Source organism: Psychroserpens algicola (assembly GCF_014526325.1).
Classification (GTDB): domain Bacteria; phylum Bacteroidota; class Bacteroidia; order Flavobacteriales; family Flavobacteriaceae; genus Psychroserpens; species Psychroserpens algicola.
This window is the reverse complement of the sequence record NZ_JACNMJ010000002.1, coordinates 480,141-501,151: the sequence shown is the minus strand read 5'-3', so window position 1 is coordinate 501,151 and position 21,011 is coordinate 480,141. Positions and strand designations below refer to the sequence as shown.

At 33.9% G+C, this 21,011-nt stretch carries 19 protein-coding genes and 1 other RNA gene; 12 read left to right on the top strand and 8 right to left on the bottom strand.

What is annotated here, in order from left to right; all coding sequences use genetic code 11:
* Positions 1 to 19: 19 nt before the first annotated feature.
* Together H7350_RS08135 and H7350_RS08130 are read right to left on the bottom strand one after the other, a co-directional pair.
* Complete coding sequence (locus H7350_RS08135) at positions 20 to 802, bottom strand: carboxypeptidase-like regulatory domain-containing protein (RefSeq protein ID WP_235989296.1); 783 nt, start codon at positions 800 to 802, stop codon at positions 20 to 22.
* A gap of 73 nt (positions 803 to 875) precedes the next feature.
* On the bottom strand, positions 876 to 1,907 hold the full coding sequence (locus H7350_RS08130; protein WP_204345398.1) for a glutaminyl-peptide cyclotransferase: 1,032 nt from the start codon (positions 1,905 to 1,907) through the stop codon (positions 876 to 878).
* Between the two features lie 87 nt (positions 1,908 to 1,994).
* Here H7350_RS08130 and ffs point away from each other — a divergent pair.
* The 3 genes from ffs (at position 1,995) to fsa (ending at position 3,731) form a co-directional block, all read left to right on the top strand.
* Positions 1,995 to 2,093, top strand: an RNA gene (gene ffs, locus H7350_RS08125) — signal recognition particle sRNA small type.
* 60 nt (positions 2,094 to 2,153) lie between these two features.
* Complete coding sequence (locus H7350_RS08120; protein WP_204345397.1) at positions 2,154 to 2,957, top strand: SDR family oxidoreductase; 804 nt, start codon at positions 2,154 to 2,156, stop codon at positions 2,955 to 2,957.
* A 120-nt stretch (positions 2,958 to 3,077) separates the two neighbouring features.
* Positions 3,078 to 3,731, top strand: a complete 654-nt coding sequence (gene fsa / locus H7350_RS08115) for a fructose-6-phosphate aldolase (protein ID WP_204345396.1) — start codon at positions 3,078 to 3,080, stop codon at positions 3,729 to 3,731.
* A 60-nt stretch (positions 3,732 to 3,791) separates the two neighbouring features.
* Here fsa and H7350_RS08110 read toward each other — a convergent pair whose 3' ends face one another.
* On the bottom strand, positions 3,792 to 5,216 hold the full coding sequence (locus H7350_RS08110; protein ID WP_204345395.1) for a TlpA family protein disulfide reductase: 1,425 nt from the start codon (positions 5,214 to 5,216) through the stop codon (positions 3,792 to 3,794).
* Between the two features lie 245 nt (positions 5,217 to 5,461).
* Between H7350_RS08110 and H7350_RS08105 the strand changes: the two genes are divergently transcribed.
* Complete coding sequence (locus H7350_RS08105; protein ID WP_204345394.1) at positions 5,462 to 7,087, top strand: ABC-F family ATP-binding cassette domain-containing protein; 1,626 nt, start codon at positions 5,462 to 5,464, stop codon at positions 7,085 to 7,087.
* 25 nt (positions 7,088 to 7,112) lie between these two features.
* On the opposite strand, the gene H7350_RS08100 is transcribed toward H7350_RS08105, so the two are convergent.
* Complete coding sequence (locus H7350_RS08100; protein WP_204345393.1) at positions 7,113 to 7,355, bottom strand: putative signal transducing protein; 243 nt, start codon at positions 7,353 to 7,355, stop codon at positions 7,113 to 7,115.
* Between the two features lie 266 nt (positions 7,356 to 7,621).
* Between H7350_RS08100 and katG the strand changes: the two genes are divergently transcribed.
* Together katG and H7350_RS08090 are read left to right on the top strand one after the other, a co-directional pair.
* Positions 7,622 to 9,835 (top strand): catalase/peroxidase HPI, encoded by a 2,214-nt coding sequence (gene katG / locus H7350_RS08095; RefSeq protein WP_204345392.1) that lies wholly within the window; start codon positions 7,622 to 7,624, stop codon positions 9,833 to 9,835.
* A gap of 75 nt (positions 9,836 to 9,910) precedes the next feature.
* On the top strand, positions 9,911 to 10,381 hold the full coding sequence (locus H7350_RS08090) for an ankyrin repeat domain-containing protein (RefSeq protein ID WP_204345391.1): 471 nt from the start codon (positions 9,911 to 9,913) through the stop codon (positions 10,379 to 10,381).
* A gap of 51 nt (positions 10,382 to 10,432) precedes the next feature.
* Here the strand turns inward: H7350_RS08090 and H7350_RS08085 are convergent, their stop codons facing one another.
* The gene (locus tag H7350_RS08085) at positions 10,433 to 11,071 is read right to left on the bottom strand and encodes a peroxiredoxin (RefSeq protein ID WP_204345390.1); all 639 of its coding nucleotides are present in this window, start codon (positions 11,069 to 11,071) and stop codon (positions 10,433 to 10,435) included.
* Between the two features lie 106 nt (positions 11,072 to 11,177).
* Positions 11,178 to 12,653 (bottom strand): Na+/H+ antiporter NhaC family protein, encoded by a 1,476-nt coding sequence (locus H7350_RS08080; protein WP_204345389.1) that lies wholly within the window; start codon positions 12,651 to 12,653, stop codon positions 11,178 to 11,180.
* A gap of 99 nt (positions 12,654 to 12,752) precedes the next feature.
* On the opposite strand from H7350_RS08080, the gene H7350_RS08075 reads away from it, so the two are divergent.
* Positions 12,753 to 13,775 (top strand): metal-dependent hydrolase, encoded by a 1,023-nt coding sequence (locus H7350_RS08075; protein ID WP_204345388.1) that lies wholly within the window; start codon positions 12,753 to 12,755, stop codon positions 13,773 to 13,775.
* Positions 13,776 to 13,791: 16 nt separating this feature from the next.
* On the opposite strand, the gene H7350_RS08070 is transcribed toward H7350_RS08075, so the two are convergent.
* Both H7350_RS08070 and H7350_RS08065 read right to left on the bottom strand, forming a co-directional pair.
* Positions 13,792 to 15,036, bottom strand: coding sequence for a T9SS type A sorting domain-containing protein (locus H7350_RS08070; RefSeq protein ID WP_204345387.1), 1,245 nt, complete (start codon positions 15,034 to 15,036; stop codon positions 13,792 to 13,794).
* A 108-nt stretch (positions 15,037 to 15,144) separates the two neighbouring features.
* Positions 15,145 to 16,359 carry an aminotransferase class I/II-fold pyridoxal phosphate-dependent enzyme gene (locus H7350_RS08065; protein ID WP_204345386.1) on the bottom strand — a complete coding sequence of 405 codons (1,215 nt, stop codon included), beginning with the start codon at positions 16,357 to 16,359 and terminating at the stop codon, positions 15,145 to 15,147.
* Between the two features lie 191 nt (positions 16,360 to 16,550).
* On the opposite strand from H7350_RS08065, the gene H7350_RS08060 reads away from it, so the two are divergent.
* The 5 genes from H7350_RS08060 to H7350_RS08040 all read left to right on the top strand — a co-directional run bounded on the left by H7350_RS08060 (position 16,551) and on the right by H7350_RS08040 (position 21,005).
* Positions 16,551 to 17,009 carry an Lrp/AsnC family transcriptional regulator gene (locus tag H7350_RS08060; RefSeq protein WP_420825364.1) on the top strand — a complete coding sequence of 153 codons (459 nt, stop codon included), beginning with the start codon at positions 16,551 to 16,553 and terminating at the stop codon, positions 17,007 to 17,009.
* A gap of 22 nt (positions 17,010 to 17,031) precedes the next feature.
* On the top strand, positions 17,032 to 17,658 hold the full coding sequence (locus H7350_RS08055) for a CPBP family intramembrane glutamic endopeptidase (protein WP_204345384.1): 627 nt from the start codon (positions 17,032 to 17,034) through the stop codon (positions 17,656 to 17,658).
* Between the two features lie 47 nt (positions 17,659 to 17,705).
* Positions 17,706 to 18,476, top strand: a complete 771-nt coding sequence (locus tag H7350_RS08050; protein WP_204345383.1) for a LuxR C-terminal-related transcriptional regulator — start codon at positions 17,706 to 17,708, stop codon at positions 18,474 to 18,476.
* A gap of 224 nt (positions 18,477 to 18,700) precedes the next feature.
* A complete protein-coding gene (gene lpdA / locus H7350_RS08045; protein ID WP_204345382.1) occupies positions 18,701 to 20,101 on the top strand; it encodes a dihydrolipoyl dehydrogenase in 1,401 nt (466 codons plus the stop codon).
* 154 nt (positions 20,102 to 20,255) lie between these two features.
* A complete protein-coding gene (locus H7350_RS08040) occupies positions 20,256 to 21,005 on the top strand; it encodes a DUF6090 family protein (RefSeq protein ID WP_204345381.1) in 750 nt (249 codons plus the stop codon).
* Positions 21,006 to 21,011 lie beyond the last annotated feature (6 nt).

The window sequence follows — 21,011 nt, the reverse complement described above, 5'->3', positions numbered from 1 at the left end:
TGAAGACTAAAAGTAAATATTATTTTTTCCTCCTGAAAATATTAGTGATGTTATAAAGAAATTGTCCGACGTTCGTGCGTTCTATATGACCATTTCTGATGTTTTTTCGGTGTCCATTTCGTTTTTCTTTTTCACAATCTCTGTAATCTTTAGCCGTTGGAAATCCAACAAAAGTACATTCAAGTTGAGTAAAATCTTCTTTCATTCTAATATCGACTGTACTTTTATTCGTTATTACATGCGCTTCAGTAATATTTCCAACATAAGTAAATACTAAGGTGTCACCAACATCAACTTTAATTTTATAGTGACCATCAAAATCGGTTTGTACGCCTTTATTTGTACCTTTAATTCTTATAGAAGCGCCAGGTAAAGGAAGTCCGTCTGCATCACTTACAACAGTGCCCACAATTACTTTCTTTTTTAAAACAGAGATACCAACTTTTCCTCTAATGCTAGACTGTATACTATCAATTTTTACCACTTTGGGTTTGCCTTGTGCTTCTAGCTCTTGAGTGCCAAAACTTAAAAACGCGAATAGGGTAGAAGCTACAAAAGATATATAATTGCGTTTTTCTTTTCGACTTAATACAAGTTCTCTATTGAGTTGAGAAGATTTAAATCGTCCGCAAAGCTTAGGTTCAGATTGAAATGCTTTAACAATAGTTTCGTCGGTAGCATTTGTAAAATCAAATACTGTTTTTTGGCAAGAGTTGCAATGACGTCCTTTATCTTGAGGTGTCATTTGATTCCAGTCTTCCTGACATGGCTTCGGAATGTTGATGTGTAGTGATGTTCTCATGGTTCAAAGAACCAAAAGAACCTCAAATTTTAAAAGTAATAATGAGTAAAGTGGCCGTTTGAATGAGTAAAACCTATTTCTCGAAAACTTCAACCTCAAATAATTTATCCCAGCGTTTCCCTGTCACAAAAATAGTTTTAGTATCAGGATTATAAGCAATGCCATTAATGACGTCTAAGCCTTGATGCTGGGTAACAAGTTTATGGAGTGGTGAGAAATCAATAACACCTTCAATGGCTCCATTATTAGGGTTAATAATAGCGACACCATTTTTTTGGTAACGGTTGGCATAGATTTTTCCATTGATGTATTCCAGCTCATTAAGTCCTATAATTTTACCTTTGTTGGTATAGACTTGCAACTTACTTTCTTCGGCTAGAGTTTCAGGATTTAATAACCAGATTTGTTCGGTGCCATCAGACTTGTATATGTGTTTACCATCATTACAAATTCCCCAGCCTTCTTTACTTTTTCCGTATTTAAAACTACTTGTTTTTTCAAATGTGTTGACATCATAGATAAAACCAATGTTTTCTTGCCACGTGAGTTGATATATACGATCATTAAATACCGTTAGACCTTCAGCAAAATACTGCCTTGATAAATTGATATTTTGTAAAACCTCGCCTGATTTATAATCTACTTTTCTCAGTTTTGATTCGCCATATTGTCCGGTACTTTCATACAACTCACCTTTATAAAACTCTAAACCTTGAGTATACGACGTGATATCATGGGGATAGGTATTTATTATTTTGTATCCGTATATTTTAGGTACTTCATTGTTAAGAATCGTAATCTTTGTTGTAATATCTTCAGAAGACTCACCAAATTTTACAGTTGCTGAAATGTTATGTACCCCTAATTTCTCGTCATCAAGTTGAACTGTGTCATCTATGACTTCTCCATTCATCTTATAAGTTACAGAAGAAATATCTAATCCCTTAGGGTTTTCTATAGAAAGCTTGGCGGTTTCCCCTAGAGCAAACACGTTCGTCTTGGCATTGGTTGTAATAGATAAGTTTGTTTTCTCTTTGTCGTCGTTTCCACAAGACATTATAGTGAAGCCTAAAAGGGTGATTATTAAAGCTTTAATTGTATGCATTATTGATTAAATTTTGATGCAAGTTATTTAATAAAATTCAGTTTAAAAAATCGTTGCAAAAGTATTAAAAGATTGTATCTTTGCAGTCGGCAAGTCCTACACAACCAGCTCCTGCTTAATCCTCCAGGTCGGGAACGAAGCAAAGGTACGCGGTCGTAGCGGTGTGATGTAGGTAGCTTGCCTTTTTTTGTACCCAATACTTTCCTATTTATATCGTATTTTTGAATTGCAATTCGTCACTATATTATGTCTAAAGTTGTCTTAATCACAGGAGGATCCTCAGGAATTGGAAAATCCATTGGAGAATTTTTATCTGAAAAAGGATATGTTGTTTATGGAACCAGTAGGTCACCTAAACGTTATCCGGATTCTAAAATTAAGTTAGTCGCTTTAGATGTTGCAGACGTTAAAAGCATTCAAGATGCTGTAACATTAGTTATAGATGCAGAAGGACGATTAGATGTGCTCATTAATAATGCTGGTGCAGGAATCACTGGACCTATTGAAGAAATTCCTGATGCAGAAATCAAACGAAATTTTGAAACCAATCTTTTCGGACCAATAGCTGTAATTAAAGCTGTTTTACCACATATGCGAAAGCAAAATTCAGGTCTAATAATCAACATTACATCTATTGCTGGATATATGGGTTTACCTTATCGAGGCATATACAGCGCAAGTAAAGGTGCATTAGAATTGATTACCGAAGCGTTCAGAATGGAGCTTAAAGATTTTAATATCAATATGACTAATCTTGCACCTGGTGATTTTGCTACTAATATAGCTGCAGGGCGTTACCATGCTCCTGTTGTTAAAGGGTCGCCTTATGAAGATAAATATGGTTCGGTTTTAAATGCTATAGATGACGATGTAGACAGTGGTGATAATCCAATTATGGTATCGCATATGATCTATAAAATCATCAATACTTCAAGTCCTAAAATACATTATAAGGTTGGTGCGTTTATGCAAAAATTTTCTATAGTTTTAAAGCGCATACTTCCAGATAAAGTATATGAAAAACTCCTATTAAATCATTACAAGTTATAAGGCGATTAGCTCATACATTTTTAGCTTGTTAATATCATTTGATAATATGTTCTTCGGAAGGTCTTATAAAATTGTAAATTCGTGCTCATAATTTAAAAACACAACTATAAATAACTACACATGAAATTTTTTATTGATACAGCCAATCTAGATCAAATTAAAGAGGCTCAAGATCTTGGTATTTTAGATGGAGTAACTACAAATCCATCATTAATGGCTAAAGAAGGCATTACTGGCCATGACAACATTATGAAGCATTACGTCAATATTTGTAATATTGTTGATGGTGATGTATCTGCTGAAGTCATATCTACAGATTTTGATGGTATGGTTAGAGAAGGAGAAGCTCTTGCCGATTTACATGATCAGATTGTGATTAAACTACCTATGATTAAAGATGGTATTAAAGCTTGTAAATATTTTAGTGATAAAGGTATAAAGACCAATGTTACACTTGTATTTTCACCTGGTCAGGCTTTGTTAGCAGCTAAAGCTGGAGCAACTTATGTATCGCCTTTTATTGGTCGTTTGGATGATATTTCTACTGATGGCTTAAATCTTATAGCTGAAATTAGAATGATCTATGATAACTATGGTTTTGATACCGAAATATTAGCAGCTTCAGTTCGTCATACCATGCATGTTATTGATTGCGCTAAATTAGGAGCAGATGTGATGACCGGACCTTTAAGTTCTATTGTAGGATTGTTAAAGCATCCTCTAACTGATATCGGATTAGAGAAGTTTCTTGCCGATTATAAAAAAGGTAACTAAGCCAATTTCAGATATACAATACTTAAAAACTCTTGAATACATATTATTCAGGAGTTTTTTTTATCGCTGATTAGAAGCTAGAGCTGTTTCAATTTGATAGCTGATGTCATTGCTAAATAAATCTGCATTAGACTTTACAATTTTTCCATTTTCGTCAACGATAATCACTTTTTGAGAATAGGCAATAGCAAAAGTTTTTATAGCTTCATTTGGGTTTTTAAACATGTACTCATTTTCAGTAGGATATTTAAGAAAGTTTAAAGTCTCTTTCCAAGAATGTGAGTTCATATCGTTGATATTGATAGCTATAAAATTCATGTCAGGATATCTGGACTTTAAACTTTTCATCATGTAATGACTGTTCCTATAGCTCCTTTTGAAATTAGAAGACCAACAATAAATTACCGTTGGTTTATTGATTACCGAATGTAAATCGACCACATTATTATTAAAATCTACAATTTTTATTCCTGGGATTGTATTGCCAGGAAAAAGATTTATGGTAGCAGAAACCAAATTGGTGAGGTAATCATTATGTTCTTTGTCTGTGCTTTTATCTAAAAAAGCATCCAGCATACTTTTCGATTTTTCAGCATTATCACTATTAAATATAAACTCACGAGTGACGTACATAAGCACATAGTTTTTAATAGTTTTATTCTCGATAATACTATCGATTAAATTTATTTTTTCGAGATTGTAGTCCAGAGCATGTCTGTCAAAGGCATAATGCGATCCGTCTTCATAATATTTTTGAAGTCCGATATTTTGAAAATGCCAAAGCAGGAATCTATTATAAGCATATAAACCACTTAAAGCTTCATCATTAAAATCGACATCAGTTCTGTAGGCATAAAAGTCTTCAGGTAAATCTTTAACATGAATTAATTTATTATTTCCAAAGTATCCAAAAGGATACATTTCCTTATAGGTGTAGTAGCTGTAATTTATTCCTGCTAAAGCTATCTTCTTAAATAAATCGGAAGTCTCATGAACACTATTAAAATGATTTAAACCATCAATCTTTTGCTCTCTCAAAGCTTTGATAACCGTTTCAAACTGATCAGGCTCCAAATGCTGCTTTTTAGAAAATTTCTTGCTTTCAACTTCATCATTGAGATAGGCTTTGATGAAATAATTATTCTTTTTCGAACCTTGACCTGTGTACACTAGTGATTCGTCAAAATCAGTTGTATTAAGTCTAAATAAAATACTATCGTTTGGTTCTATTAGTAAGGTTTGGTATTCACCTCCATGAGTAAAAGAATATAAACCTGTTTTTAGGTTTTCAATTTTATGGATAAAACGATTGTTGTGATCTAAATAAATCGTGTCTCTTTCAGTTTCACTGCAATAGAGCGTCACATAATTATTATTGGGGTTAATAATTTCACCACCAAAATAAGCAACTTCTCCATGTTCAGAACTAGAGTTACAACCCAAAAAGAGTGAGGTGATAAAAAAAGTAACTAAAAAAAATTTCATAGTATAACTATAATGTAGGCTGTTCTATTTGTAACAAAAATAAAGCTTGGAAGTAGGAACTCTTGTTAATACGTTGTTAAATGTTGATTTTACTGTTGTTATGCCATAAAAACACCTGTAAATTTTAAGGTGTTTAGTTGCATACAATCGTTAGATTTTTCTACTTTTGCAATCTGAAACTTTTCGCAATGTTTTTTCTTTGGAAATTAGAATAATTGTAAAGTTGTAACTTAAATAAAAACAGCATGTTAACAGTATCAAATCTTTCAGTTCAATTTGGAAAACGAGTGCTTTTTGATGAAGTAAATACTACCTTTAATAATGGGAATTGCTACGGAATCATTGGAGCCAATGGCGCAGGGAAATCTACATTTTTAAAGATTATTGCTGGGAAACAAGACCCTACTTCAGGCCATGTTCATTTAGAACCTGGAAAACGTATGTCTGTATTAGAACAAGATCATAATTTATATGACGAGCATACCGTTCTTGAAACCATCATCATGGGAAACAAGCCGTTGTTTAAGTTAAAGTCTGAAATTGATGCACTATATGCCGATTACACAGATGAAAACGCTGAAAAAATAGGAGAGTTACAAGTTCAGTTTGAAGAAATGAATGGCTGGAACGCTGATAGCGATGCCGCTGCAATGTTATCAAATCTGGGAATTAAAGAAGAGTTTCATTACACGCTAATGAAAGACCTGGATGGAAAACAGAAAGTTCGTGTCTTACTCGCACAAGCCTTGTTTGGAAATCCAGATGTTTTAATTATGGATGAGCCTACCAATGATTTGGATTATGAAACCATTTCTTGGTTAGAGAATTTCTTAGCAAATTATGATAACTGTGTTATTGTAGTATCACACGACAGACACTTCTTAGACGCAGTTTGTACGCATATTTCTGATATCGACTTCGGAAAAATTAATCATTTTTCTGGAAACTATACCTTTTGGTATGAATCATCTCAGTTAGCAGCAAGACAGCATGCACAGCAAAATAAAAAGGCTGAAGAAAAGAAAAAAGAATTAGAAGAGTTTATCAGACGTTTTTCTGCTAACGTAGCTAAATCTAAACAAGCAACGAGTAGAAAGAAAATGATTGAGAAATTAAATATCGCAGATATTAAACGCTCAAGCCGTCGTTATCCTGCTATCATTTTTGAACGTGATCGCGAAGCTGGAGATCAAATTTTAAATATTGATGGATTAGCAGCTTCCATTGAAGGTGATATCTTATTTAGAAATATTGATATCAATCTTAACAAAGGCGATAAAGTTGTATTGTTTTCTAAAGATTCTAGAGCAACTACCGCTTTTTATCAAATTATTAATGATAAACAAAAAGCAGACTCCGGAAAATTTGCTTGGGGTGTTACAACTACCCAGTCTTATTTACCACTGGATAATAGCGAATATTTTGATAATAACTTAACTCTTGTAGATTGGTTGCGTCAATGGGCAACGACCGAAGAGGAACGTGAAGAAGTACATATTCGTGGGTTCCTTGGCAAGATGATTTTTAGCGGCGAGGAAGCTTTGAAAACAGCAAACGTACTTTCTGGAGGAGAAAAAGTACGTTGTATGCTAAGTCGTATGATGATGGTACGTGCTAATGTATTGATGTTAGACGAACCAACAAATCATTTGGATTTAGAGAGTATCACTGCATTTAATAACTCTCTCAAAAATTTTAAAGGCACAGTTATATTTACAACTCATGATCATGAGTTTGCGCAAACGGTTGCTAATAGAGTTATAGAGCTAACTCCTAACGGAATTATTGATCGTTATACTACGTTTGATGAATATATGAGTGATAAAAAAATAAAAGAATTACGTGAGAAAATGTATGCTGTAACAGCATAACTCATTTCCTTATTGTTTTATGTTTCTATTCTTGAGATTCTAGTTCTTCTTTTACACTGGATATAATGGCTTGTGCCTGTTCTAATTCTTCATCGCTAACAAATAACTCCTGATAGCCTTGAATAGCAGCGCCAAAACCTCCCAAACGACCAGATTCAGATTCGTCTTTAATAATGGCATTAATTCCTGCGCCATTAAGTCTGTCCATCGCCAATTGTACAATAATGAAGTTTCCCGAAAATATTTTTGTATAAGTTGTATCTGACATAAGAATAAATTTTAAGATTAATAATTGGACGTATAACTCTTTTATAAGTTACAAAAAAAGTGCCACATATTTTATTTTTTTGTCAACTATAGCTATCTGTATAAAAAATAATAGAAACACTTACTTAATTTGTTTTAACTATTGACTTTTTTATTTTAATAAATTTTATCAATTATGATATAATTTATAAATATGTTTCAGTTCGGGATTAGCGCTATTTTTTTCTAACTTTATATGCACATTAATTTAAATCATTTAAAAGAATTATGGAAAATAAGAATACAGACACTTTTGAAATTAATGAAAGTGACGCTAGTCAATGTCCTTTTTTAAGCGGTACCAATAAAAAAACTGCAGGAGGAGGCGTCAAGAACAGAGATTGGTGGCCTAATGAACTTAAACTAAATATCTTGCGTCAGCATGCATCAAAATCTAACCCTATGGGAGAAGATTTTGACTACGCAAAAGAATTCAACAGCATCAATTTTTCTGAACTTAAACAAGACCTAATACATTTAATGACCGATTCTCAAGATTGGTGGCCAGCTGATTACGGACACTATGGCGGATTTATGATACGAATGGCGTGGCATAGTGCTGGTACGTACAGAGTTGGAGATGGAAGAGGAGGAGCAGGTACAGGAAACCAGCGTTTTGCACCAATTAATAGTTGGCCTGATAATGGAAACCTAGATAAGGCGCGTTTATTATTGTGGCCAATAAAAAAGAAATACGGAAGAAAAATTTCATGGGCAGATTTAATGATTTTAGCTGGTAATTGTGCTTTAGAGTCTATGGGATTCCCAACGTTTGGTTTTGCTGGAGGTCGTGAAGATATTTGGGAACCAGAGCAAGATGTATATTGGGGAAGTGAAACCGAATGGGGCGCAAATGAAGAACGCTATGAAGATGGCGATTTAGAAGATCCGTTGGCTGCTGTTATGATGGGATGGATTTATGTTAACCCAGAAGGCCCAAATGGAAACCCTGATCCTTTAGGTTCAGCTCATGATGTTAGAGAAACTTTCGGTAGAATGGCAATGAATGATGAAGAGACTGTTGCTTTAGTTGCTGGAGGACATACTTTTGGTAAAGCACATGGCGCTGCTGATCCGAATAAATATGTAGGTGCAGAACCTCATGGTGCTCCTATCGAAGAAATGAGCATGGGATGGAAGAATACCTATAAAAGTGGTGTTTTAGATGATGTCATTACAAGTGGTATTGAAGGTGCCTGGACTCCAAACCCAACAAAGTGGGATGCTGATTATTTTGATGTGCTTTTAAACTACGAATGGGAATTGACTACAAGTCCCGCAGGTGCTCATCAATGGGTTCCTACAGCAGAATCAAATGCAAGAATGGCTCCTAAAGCAGGAGATCTCAATGGTAAACAGGCATTGATGATGACAACTGCTGATATTGCGCTTAAAACAGATCCTAAATATTTAGAGATTTCTAAGCGATTCCACAAAGATCATAAAGCTTTTGAAGATGCATTTGCACGTGCTTGGTATAAATTAACGCATCGTGATATGGGACCCAAAGACCGTTACTTAGGACCTGAAGTTCCTAGCGAAGAATTGTTATGGCAAGACCCGATTCCGAAAGTAGATTATAAACTTAGCGATTCTGATATTGATCAATTAAAAGCTATGATTTCATCATCTGGTCTTAGTGTATCTGAAATGGTGAAAACAGCTTGGGCTTCAGCGTCTACATATCGAGACACAGATAAAAGAGGTGGTGCTAATGGAGCAAGAATTAGATTAGAGCCTCAACGTAGTTGGAAAGTAAATAATCCTCAAGAATTGAATAAAGTATTAAAGGTTCTTGAAGGCATACAAGATAAGTTTAATGGAACAGTTTCTATAGCAGATTTGATTGTCTTAGCTGGAGTCGTAGGTGTAGAAAAAGCTGCTGAAAAAGCTGGACATAATGTGTCTGTTCCTTTTTCTCAAGGGAGAGGCGATGCTACTCAAGAACAAACAGATATTGAACAATTTAATTATTTAAAACCATTAGGAGACGGGTTTAGGAATTATGTTAATGCTAATCTAGATATTGCAGCAGAAGACCTTTTGGTTGATAAAGCGAATTTAATGGGACTTTCAATTCCGGAAATGACTGTTCTAGTTGGTGGTATGCGAGTGTTAGGAGCAAATTATGATAACTCTAATTATGGTGTTTTCACAGACAACGTTGGAAGTTTGACAAATGATTTCTTCAAGAACCTTGTAGATATGACTTATACTTGGAGAGCTACTTCTGAAGATGATACACTTTTTGAAGGACGCGATCGTCGCACTGGAGATGTTAAGTTTAAAGGCACACGAGCAGATTTGATTTTTGGTTCTAATACCGAATTGCGAGCTGTATGTGAAGTATATGGAGCAAATGATGGTGAAGAACGATTCGTTAAAGATTTTGTTGCCGCTTGGACTAAAGTGATGAATTTAGATCGTTTCGATTTAAAATAATCTGAAATTTATAACAGTTTAAAGGAATGGGTGCTATACAACACTCATTCCTTTTTTAATTTAAAAATTCAATTAATGAATACCATAGAACTTTTTTTTGAAGCGATACGAAATAAAGACCAGTCAACAATAGAAACGATGTTAGCTCAACATCCAGATTTGGTAAATGCTAAAGATGGTAGAGGATTTACACCTCTGATTTTTGCTACGTATTTTGATAATGAAGAAGCTGCAAAAACGTTAATTGCACATCATGCCGAACTGGATGCTAAAGATGCTACTGGAAATACGGCATTGATTGGTTTATGTTTTAAAGGCAATGAAAAACTGGCCACATTACTGATAGATAATGGTGCAAATATTAATGCAAAAAACACAATGGGAACAACACCATTGATTTTTGCAACCATGTATAATAAGGAAGCTATCATTAAACTACTTTTGAGTAAAGGCGCTGATAAATCCATTAAGGATAATGAAGGGAAATCTGCTTATGATCATGCTTTAGAAAAACAATTTAATACTCTGTTTGAATTATTGAAATAAAAAAAAGCCACTCAAATCGAGTGGCTTTTTTTATTTTTTCATGAAACTGAATTAGTTCACGTGCTTTTCTAAAAATTCTGCAACACCTTCATGTGTAGCTTCCATTCCAGATTTTCCTTTATTCCAGTTAGCCGGACAAACTTCTCCGTTCTCTTCAACAAACTGTAAGGCATCAACCATACGTAATGCTTCATCTACATTTCTACCTAGTGGTAAATCGTTTACGATTTGATGACGAACAATACCTTCTTTATCAATTAAAAATAAGCCACGGTAAGCAACTAATTCTCCATCAGCTTGTAGCATGTCATTTTCGTCATAAAAATAATCACCTGCTAAAACGTCGTAGTTTTTAGAGATTGTTTTATTAGTATCAGCAACCAATGGATAAGTGATACCTTTAATACCACCTTGATTTTTTTCCATTTGTAACCAACCAAAGTGAGATTGTTCAGTATCTGTAGATACAGCAATAACTTCAGTATTTCTTGATTTAAATTCTTCTAATTTTTCTTGAAATGCGTGTAATTCTGTCGGACAAACAAAAGTGAAATCTTTTGGGTAAAAGAATAACACAACATGTTTCTCTCCTACAAATTGATCCAAAGAAAAATTGTTTACGAATTCACGACCATTTACAACCGCTTGTGCATTAAATTGAGGTGCTTTTTTTCCTACTAATACAGCCATTTTTTAATTTATTTTTTTGAGTTAAAATTTAAATTTGGCTGCAAAGATATGTATTGCTAAACGATTAACAATGAAGAACTATTTTAAATAATTATTTCCTTATAGTCTATGCCAATTTACCTGAAATTTGCTTGATTTTTATTCGGAAAGCAGCAAACAGTAAAGTTGTAAACGGACTTAGCCAATTAAAAATAGCATAGATGAAATATTCGCCTACACCAACACCTAAAACTCCAGATTGGTAAGCACCACAGGTGTTCCATGGAATAAGCACCGATGTTACTGTACCAGAATCTTCAAGTGTTCTACTTAAGTTTTCGGGAGCGAGACCTCTGTCTTCATAGGCTTTCTTAAACATTTTCCCAGGAATAACTATGGCGAGATATTGATCTGAAGCAATGATATTTAAACCTAAGCAACTTGCGACTGTAGCAGCAAATAAACCTAAAATTGATGTGGCAATAGATAGTAATGCTTTAGTAATTCTTGATAGCGCACCAATACCATCCATTATGCCACCAAAAATCATAGCGCAAATAATGAGAAAGATAGTCCAAAGCATACCTTTCATTCCGCCAGAAGAGAACAAGTCATTTAATTTGTCGTTATCTGTAACTATAGATGTATCGGTAAAAATGGCATTAATTAGTGCTCCAGTTTTAGACTCAGATACGGTTGTTAAAATTTCAGATTGAAAAATATATGCAAAAACACCTGCAAGAACGACGCCAACACCTAAAGCTATCAAGGGTTTTGTTTTCATTAAAATAAGAGCAATTACAGCACCTGGAACTAAGAATAACCAGGGAGAAATATTAAAAGTTTCATCTATAGAGCCTAATAAATCACTAATATCAGCATTACCTGAGGTTTCAATTGTCGCACTTAAAATTGCAAAGACAATAATGGTTATAATTATGGTCGGTACAGTAGTTAACGCCATATATCTAATATGCGTAAATAAATCGGTTCCAGCCATAGCAGGCGCAAGGTTGGTTGTGTCGCTTAGAGGCGACATTTTATCTCCAAAATAAGCACCAGAAATTACCGCTCCAGCAATCATTCCAGGATGAACACCAAGGGCTGTTCCAATACCAACAAGTGCAATACCTACCGTTGCTGATGTGGTCCATGAACTGCCTGTTGCAATCGAAATTATGGCGGCAATAATAACAGAAGCTGGTAAAAATATCTCAGGACTTAACACTTGCAACCCATAGTAGACCATTGCAGGAATTACACCACTCACAAGCCATGTGCCAGCTAGTGCTCCAACTAATAGTAAAATCACAATAGGAATAAAAACGCTTTTTAAATTTTCTAGAACTTCAGTTAGCATTCTTCCTAAAGTTACCTTATTGAAAATGCCAACAATAGCCGCAACTAAACCTCCAAGAAGTAAAATGATTTGATTGGTGTAGGTGCCAAACCATTCCTGACCTTCAACAAAAAAGATGTTATAGGCAAGCATACCCATAAGAATTATGACTGGAATCAAGGCTTCTAAGAAGTTAAGTTCCTTATTATCAACTATATTTTGATCTTTAGCTTTAAATTCTGAAATATTGTTGTCGTCGCTCATTTGATTTAATCATAGTTAGTCTTGTAATGTTACAATAATGTTGGCTATTCTGCAAATCATAATTGTTACGTACTTTAGCACTTCAATAGTCAAAATTTAATGGATTCATTAACTCAGATTGTTTTAGGTGCAGCTTGTGGCGAAGCTGTTTTAGGTCGTAAAATTGGCAATAAGGCTCTATTATTCGGTGCTATTGGTGGTACAATTCCAGACCTAGATGTGTTTATAGGACGGCTTTTCTATACCAATGAAATTGATGTCATGCTCTTTCACAGAGGTTTTATGCACTCAATATTGTTTTCGGTTTTAGCCGCTTTTTTATTAGGTTGGCTGGTACACAAATTCTATGATACAGGTAAACGATTAGAATCAACCACCCGAAAAGATTGGATATTACTATTTTTTTTGGCACTATTTACACATCCAATTCTGGATTGCTTTACACCTTACGGCACTCAATTATTTGCGCCATTTTCAAATTATCGCGTTGCATTTAACACCATTGCGGTAGCCGATCCTTTATATACACTTCCTTTTTTAATTTGCATCATTGTTTTGATGTGTTATAAGCGGCAAAGTGATAAGCGTCGCTTTTGGTTAAAATGTGGTATAGGGATAAGTTCGGTTTATATGATGCTGACTGTTTTTAATAAGATTTATGTTGATAATGTGTTTCAACAATCACTAGCTGAAAAGGGAATTTCTTATGACCGTTTTAGTGTTCAACCTTCCATATTGAATAATATTTTGTGGTATGGTATTGCTGAAACAGACGCAAACTATCACATTGCTTTTTATTCACTATTTGATACAGCTGATACATTTTCAGAATGGAAAACACTTCCGAAGGAAAGAGCTTTAACACCCGAAACATATCAGGATATTAAAGACTTAGCATGGTTTAGTAACGGATATTATAGCGTTGAAAAATTAGATAAAAATGACTATATCTATAAAGACTTAAGGTATCCATTAGTTAAAAACAAAGAAGACTATGTGTCGGTTTTCAATTTAAAACTGTTTAAAATCGATAATCGACTTGATATGAGGCCTTTTGAACCTCAAATTGATGATTTTAGCGACACGATGTCAACGCTTTGGGAACGGTTAAAAGGGCTTTAGTTAGCTACAGCTGAAATTAAGACTTTGTAATTCGTTTCGTTGCAGTATGCCCACCGTAAAAAACAACTTTTACCAAATATAATCCAGACCTTAAGTGCGTAAGATCTATAGTATTATTGTTATGATTTCCTGACATATGTTTAATGAGTTTACCATTTATATCAATAAGTTGAATAGTTTCAATATCATTATTGACATCAATAGTGACCACATTTGATGTTGGGTTAGGGTAAAGTTTAAATGTGTTATCTACTGTAAAATCTGTTACACTTAAATTAGTATCTCTAATAATCACCACTTTATTATTTTCAGAATTGAAGGCATAACAGCCATTTCCACAAGTTATCATACTTTTAGATTCTCCTGTAGCTTCGTTGACAACTAAGTCATCTTCGATTAAGAAATTATTCGGATTGTATCTTTGAAAACGGATAGCACTAGAACCGCTAAATGTTGCATAGCAAACTTTATCGAGGAATTCATCATAGGCAACCGGACCGGAAGCACCTGTAAACTGACCAGCGCTAAAAGGTGTGGTAGTCACATCTAGAATTTGTCCGTTTGTCGCATAAACTCTATTGTTATTGTAAATAAAATCTACTCCAAACCCAGATAAGATGTTATTTGTAACCGTGTTTTCTGAGATTCCAGAAGCGTTTACAGATAAGGTTCTGATACCAAATTCTGTTGTTTCGTTATTATATCCTAGCAAACTGTTAGTTCCTGTAAATTCAATTTTATTACTTCCTGTATGGTCTTGTGTGGTGTTAGTTCGCATTATATTGTTGTCATAAATTGCAACACCTTCATGGCGAGGCGTAAACCCAATATTTTTTCTAGATATAGCTATAGTTGTAGGGTTGTTAGGCATGACTTCAATATCTTCAGCAAAAAAACTTCCAGTAGAAGAATCACTTCCTAGCGGAAATTGTATATCGGCAGTGAGGTTAGTAACATCAAAACGTCTAACAGTTGCAGAACCTTCAAATCCGGAATATATATATTGTCCGTTATCAGAGATTGCTAAAACAGAAGGTTCACTTCCTATAAAAACAGTGCTTTCTAATTCGTAAGTATCTAAGTTTATAATACCAATACTATTTCCGTTAGTACCATTAGAACTAGGTATACTTGCATAAATTTTATCAGTAACAGCATCATAAACCAAATCGTTTGTATTTAAGTCAATAATATTAACTTCAAATTGAGCAAAACAATGCAACGTGGAACATAAGGCTAAAAGCAGAGTAAAATTTTTCATAGTATTAGATTTAGGGTTTTAAAATAGTAAAATTTCTATAGTTGCGTACTATTTAGTATTAGAAAAAAATAGATGCTTTTATTTTTTTCTAATATTAATAAAAGTGATTTATGCCATCACACTTTCTAAAATATTAAGTGCTTCCATGCATTCTCGCATCATTTGATACGTACGTTCAATATCGGCATCTAAACCAATTGAAAAACGAATTAAACCATCGCTTAATCCCATTTCAGCTTGTTCGTCTTCAGGAATTTCAGAAGAGGTTGAACTTCCAGGCGCAGAGAATAAGGTTTTATAAAACCCTAGACTAACTGCAAGATAGCCCAAGTTTTTTTCTTGCATCATTTCCATTAATGCATTGGCTTTATCTAATGAACCAACATCAATTGTCAGCATACCTCCAAAACCGTATTTTTCATTCATCATCGATTTGAATAAATCATGAGATGGATGCGATGCCAATCCTGGATACACTGTTTTTAAGCCGTCTTGTTCAAACTTTTCAGCTAAAAAAGCAGCGTTTAAACTGTGTTGCTGCATACGAATATGTAAAGTTCTCAAGTTTTTTAATACAGAAGCCGAACGCAAACTGTCCATAGTTGAACCCAATAACATCGAAGCACCATCATTAACATTTCTTAGATCGTTAATAAATTCTTGTGTTCCGCATACAACACCTCCAACAGTATCACTAGAACCATTGATAAATTTGGTTAAACTGTGAATCACCACATCAGCACCTAATTTTGCAGGCGAAATAGATAAAGGCGAAAAGGTATTATCAACAACTAATTTTAGGTTATGACGTTTAGCGATTTCAGATAAACCTTTGATATCAGCAACTTCTAATAACGGGTTGCTCACCGATTCACAATATAAAACTTTGGTGTTTTTGGTGATGGCAGCTTCAACCACATCCAGTTTTGTAATATCAACAAATGAGGTTTCAATATTAAAGCGCGGCGTGAAGTTTTTTAAGAAAGCATAAGTGCCACCATAAATTGTTCGGCTTGAAACTATATGATCTCCAGCGCCACAAAGCTGCATCAAAACAGGAGTAATAGCTCCCATTCCAGAGGCCGACACATTGGCTGTTTCGGTACCTTCCATGGCAGCTAACGCTTCTCCAAGATATAAGTTTGAAGGGGAGGAGTGACGTGAATATAGGTAGCAGCCATCTGCATTACCTTCAAAGGTGTCAAACATGGTTTTTGCCGAAAGAAACGTATAGGTTGATGAATCAGAAATAGAAGGGTTAACACCTCCAAATTCTCCGAAATATTGTAAATCTTGAATGTTATTAGCTGGTTTAAAAGCCATTAGGTTGTAATTTAAGCGGCTAACTAATTAGTGAGCCTGGTTTTTATCACTTCAAATGTCGCTTTAATTAGATTATATATCAATCATATAGTGTTTATTTAGAAAATAAAACTAATAAAGTTGATTTTTATAGGTATTTTTGTGATATTCATTAGCTTTCAAAAATATAATCTGAAAAATTTTCAATCATGATACAGCTAGACACAATTGATAAAACATTGTTGGGTTTACTTCAAAAGGATAGCAAGCAAACCAATAAAGAATTGTCACATAAACTCAATCTTTCTGTGACTGCAGTTTATGAACGCATTAAAAAATTAGAGCGCGAAGGTGTTATTTCACACTATGTAGCACTTATCGATAAAAAGTCTGTAGATAAAGCATTTGTTACGTTTTGTAGTATTAAGTTATTGCAGCACACTAAGGATTATGTGGTGAAGTTTGAAAAGGAAGTGACCAAACTAGATGAGGTCTTAGAGTGTTATCATATTAGTGGTGATTATGATTATTTGCTTAAAGTTATTGTTGCAGATATGGATGAATTTAGAGAGTTTATGGTAAAAAAGCTCACAACGATAAGCCATATAGGTAGTACGCACAGTGCTTTTATGATTAATGAAGTGAAGCATACAACAGCCATAAGTATTTGATACTAATTAGCTACCTTTAGATATGAAATCTGTATCGTATAAACTTTCCGAATTTTTTATCATTTTTATTTTGGTACCAGTCAGTTTTGCTATTGAGTATCCAGTTGTAATTAAGATGATTATTGGGTTGTTAGGATTTTTTTATGTGGTATTTGTACTATTACGTATTGAAAAAAATAAATTTAAAATCGCTCAAAATCTCAATTGGAAGCAGTTTTTTAAGCAAACCTTAATTCAGCTTTCAGCCATTGCGATACTGACATCGCTTTATATGTGGTTTGTCGATCCACCAAATTTTTATACTGTGGTCGTAAATAAACCGCTATTATGGTTGATGATTTTATTGATTTATAGCATTTTTTCAGTGTATCCACAAGAATTGATTTACAGGACATTCTTTTTTCAGCGGTATCAATCCTTATTTAAAAGCAAAACAGTATTCATTATTTTAAATGCAGCTTTGTTTTCATTGGCACATTTGTTTTTTAGAAATGGGCTGGTCATGGTATTGACTTTTATTGGCGGAATTTTATTCGCACTAACCTTTCAGAAAACTAAATCGACACTTCTTGTATCTATTGAACACGCCATCTATGGTTGTTGGTTGTTTACAGTAGGTATGGGAAGCATGTTAGGTTTTCCTAGTTAGAAAAAATCCATTACATTTATATAATTCTATTAATTAGATGCCTCATAATGAAATACAACCAGATTAAAGACCTGTATAAAACTATATTTAAGTCTTACGATAAGCCTTCACTAAAAGAACATATTAATAAAATTTTAGAGCTTGATAATTTTTTGCCTTACAGTTCTACGTTTTTTTGTGTAACTAATACTCAAGATTTAACCTTTGAGTTTATAAGTAAGAATTTTAATGCTTGTTTGGGTTTAGATCCTATTGAGATGAAAACTAAAGGCATGCGTTATTTTTGGAGTAGAATTCATCCTGATGATATCGAAGGTTGGTTAACAGCACTAAACAAACTTATGGAATTTACATTGGGAGAAATTTCAGAAGATTTGAGGGAACGCGCTAATTATACTTGGAATTTTAGGTTTAAAAATGCCGATGGTGTCTATGTAAATATCATTCAAAATACAACTCCATTAGCTTTTGATACTGATGGGAAGCCTATTATCGGACTAGCACATTACACTATTTTGCATCCAAATATTAATATGGAAATTACAGCTTCAGCAAAATTATTAAATGACCAAAACGAATATGAAACTATCTATTTTAATAACTTTTCTCAAAAACTATTAAGTGAAGGAATTAGTAATAGGGAACGTGATGTTATCAGGTTGTTACTCTTAGACTATTCAAGTAAAATCATTTCAGAAAAATTAAATATTAGTCCGCATACAGTTGATACCCATAGAAGAAATATTCTCAAAAAATTGAAAGTATCTTCTACTGGTGAACTTATTGGGATGTTAAAAAGAAATCAGCACTTCCTGTAAACTTATAAAATTACTCAAATTGAGTATTGTAAAACCCTTCAAAAACATTCAATTTTGAATGTTATTAATTTACATAGGGATAAAACGCTCATTCGACTTAGGTTATATAATCTGAAGGAATGAGCTTTTTTTATAATTACATCTTAAACCCTCAAAATAATAGTAATTAATTAATCAAAATTGTACTTTTGTAGATGTATACAAATTAGATAAAAATATAGTTTATGAAATCATACGATGTAGCAGTAATAGGTTCGGGTCCTGGTGGATATGTAGCAGCAATTCGTTGCGCACAATTAGGCATGAAAACAGCAATAATCGAAAAATATTCTACACTTGGAGGGACTTGTTTAAATGTGGGTTGTATTCCAAGTAAAGCCTTATTGGATTCATCTCACCATTACGAAGATGCTATTAAGCATTTTGAAGAGCATGGTATCGAAATTCCTGGAGAAGTTAAGGTGAATTTAGAGCAAATGATTGCGCGTAAGCAGTCTGTTGTAGATCAAACTACTAGTGGAATTGATTTCTTAATGAAGAAAAATAAAATTGATGTGTATGAAGGTATGGGAAGTTTTAAAGATGCGACTCATATTAAAATTGATGGTAAAGAAACTACTGAAATTGAAGCTAAAAACAGCATCATTGCAACAGGTTCAAAACCGTCTAATCTTCCATTTATAAAGTTAGATAAAGAACGTATTATCACATCTACTGAAGCTTTAAAACTTAAGGAAATTCCGAAGCACTTAATCGTAATTGGTGGAGGTGTTATTGGTTTAGAATTAGGTCAGGTGTACCGTCGTTTAGGTGCCGAAGTTACTGTAGTTGAATTTATGGATCGTATCATTGCTGGTATGGATGCAGGCTTATCTAAAGAACTCAATAAAGTGTTTAAAAAGGCTAAATTTAGCATGAACGTATCCCATAAAGTTACTTCTGTTGAACGCAAAGGTGATGAAGTCATTGTTAAAGCTGAAAATAAAAAAGGGGATATCGTTGAGTTTAAAGGCGATTATTGCCTTGTAGCTGTTGGACGTAAACCTTATACTGAAGGTTTAAATGCTGAAGCTGCTGGTGTCAAATTAAATGATAGAGGACAAATTGAAGTCAACGATCATTTACAAACCACTGCAAAAAATATTTATGCCATTGGAGATGTCGTTAAAGGCGCTATGTTGGCTCATAAAGCTTCAGAAGAAGGTGTTTTGGTAGCCGAACAGTTAGCAGGTCAGAAACCGCATATCAATTATAATCTAATTCCTGGTGTGGTTTATACATGGCCAGAAGTTGCTGCAGTTGGTAAAACTGAAGAAGAATTGAAAGCAGCAGGTGTAGCCTACAAAACAGGACAATTTCCAATGCGTGCTTTAGGTCGAAGTAGAGCGAGTATGGATATCGACGGATTTGTAAAAGTTCTAGCCGATAAAAACACGGATGAAATTTTAGGAGTGCATATGATTGGAGCTCGTGCTGCCGATATGATTGCCGAAGCAGTTGTAGCTATGGAATATAGAGCTTCTGCCGAAGATGTGTCACGTATGTCTCACGCACATCCTACGTTTACCGAAGCAATTAAAGAAGCGGCTTTAGCTGCAACCGATGATATTGCGTTGCATGTTTAAGAGCTTATAATATTTTTATAAATTAAAGCGGACTTATTTGTCCGCTTTTTTTATATAAAGTCATTTAATTTGTAACAATTTAATATCTTTAAACACAAATCGTTATTCAGCCTTAACTATACCATCAACTTAATTTGCTTTCAACCGAAAGTGAATGATTAAATTTTTCCGTCGCATTAGACAATCGCTGTTATCTGAGAATAAGTTTTCGAAGTATCTTATTTACGCGGTTGGTGAAATTATCCTAGTGGTTATTGGGATTCTTATTGCGCTTCAAATCAATAATTGGAATAACGATAAAGCCAATAAAAAGGAAGAAGAATTTATTCTGAAAAACCTAAACTTCGAATTCAGAAAAAACAAAACAGACCTTGAAAGCATTAAGCTAGATTATCAGCAATTCTTAAAATCGACCAAGTCTGTTTTAAATCTTATTGGAGAAACCGAAGATATTATAAAAGCTCAAAATACCGATAGTCTTATATCAGAAAGTATCAATAGTTATGATTATAGGCCAACTCAAAATGTGTTTTCTGATCTTATATCTTCTGGAAACTTGAAATTGATTTCTTCAGATTCGCTTCGCTTGTATTTGTTTCAGTGGTCTAGCTTTCTTAACGAAAAGGAAGAGGCTTGGGATACCTTAGACGATTTTTCACAAAATATGATGTTGCCGTACCTTACCAAAAATGCATCGCTTAAAAATATTGATAGTTACGGATTATTAGACTGGAACCAGAAATCTAAACTGAAACCTGATACGTTCGAAATGTTTCAAGATTTAGAATTTGAAAATAATATAGATAATCATGCATGGAGTATAACCAATTACCTTAGGGCATTGGAAAATCTTGAAATAATAATCAACAAAATCATTGCCGAAACATCAAAAGTAAACAAGTAAAACCAA

Bases quoted from the DNA above. Each gene is read 5' to 3' on its own strand.
- H7350_RS08040 (WP_204345381.1), top strand. From the start codon at position 20,256: ATGATTAAATTTTTCCGTCGCATTAGACAATCGCTGTTATCTGAGAAT.
- H7350_RS08050 (WP_204345383.1), top strand. From the start codon at position 17,706: ATGAAATACAACCAGATTAAAGACCTGTATAAAACTATATTTAAGTCT.
- H7350_RS08130 (WP_204345398.1), bottom strand. From the start codon at position 1,907: ATGCATACAATTAAAGCTTTAATAATCACCCTTTTAGGCTTCACTATA.
- H7350_RS08135 (WP_235989296.1), bottom strand. From the start codon at position 802: ATGAGAACATCACTACACATCAACATTCCGAAGCCATGTCAGGAAGAC.
- H7350_RS08075 (WP_204345388.1), top strand. From the start codon at position 12,753: ATGGATTCATTAACTCAGATTGTTTTAGGTGCAGCTTGTGGCGAAGCT.
- H7350_RS08055 (WP_204345384.1), top strand. From the start codon at position 17,032: ATGAAATCTGTATCGTATAAACTTTCCGAATTTTTTATCATTTTTATT.
- H7350_RS08085 (WP_204345390.1), bottom strand. From the start codon at position 11,071: ATGGCTGTATTAGTAGGAAAAAAAGCACCTCAATTTAATGCACAAGCG.
- H7350_RS08120 (WP_204345397.1), top strand. From the start codon at position 2,154: ATGTCTAAAGTTGTCTTAATCACAGGAGGATCCTCAGGAATTGGAAAA.
- H7350_RS08065 (WP_204345386.1), bottom strand. From the start codon at position 16,359: ATGGCTTTTAAACCAGCTAATAACATTCAAGATTTACAATATTTCGGA.
- H7350_RS08110 (WP_204345395.1), bottom strand. From the start codon at position 5,216: ATGAAATTTTTTTTAGTTACTTTTTTTATCACCTCACTCTTTTTGGGT.
- H7350_RS08070 (WP_204345387.1), bottom strand. From the start codon at position 15,036: ATGAAAAATTTTACTCTGCTTTTAGCCTTATGTTCCACGTTGCATTGT.
- H7350_RS08100 (WP_204345393.1), bottom strand. From the start codon at position 7,355: ATGTCAGATACAACTTATACAAAAATATTTTCGGGAAACTTCATTATT.
- lpdA (WP_204345382.1), top strand. From the start codon at position 18,701: ATGAAATCATACGATGTAGCAGTAATAGGTTCGGGTCCTGGTGGATAT.
- katG (WP_204345392.1), top strand. From the start codon at position 7,622: ATGGAAAATAAGAATACAGACACTTTTGAAATTAATGAAAGTGACGCT.
- H7350_RS08105 (WP_204345394.1), top strand. From the start codon at position 5,462: ATGTTAACAGTATCAAATCTTTCAGTTCAATTTGGAAAACGAGTGCTT.
- fsa (WP_204345396.1), top strand. From the start codon at position 3,078: ATGAAATTTTTTATTGATACAGCCAATCTAGATCAAATTAAAGAGGCT.
- H7350_RS08080 (WP_204345389.1), bottom strand. From the start codon at position 12,653: ATGAGCGACGACAACAATATTTCAGAATTTAAAGCTAAAGATCAAAAT.
- H7350_RS08090 (WP_204345391.1), top strand. From the start codon at position 9,911: ATGAATACCATAGAACTTTTTTTTGAAGCGATACGAAATAAAGACCAG.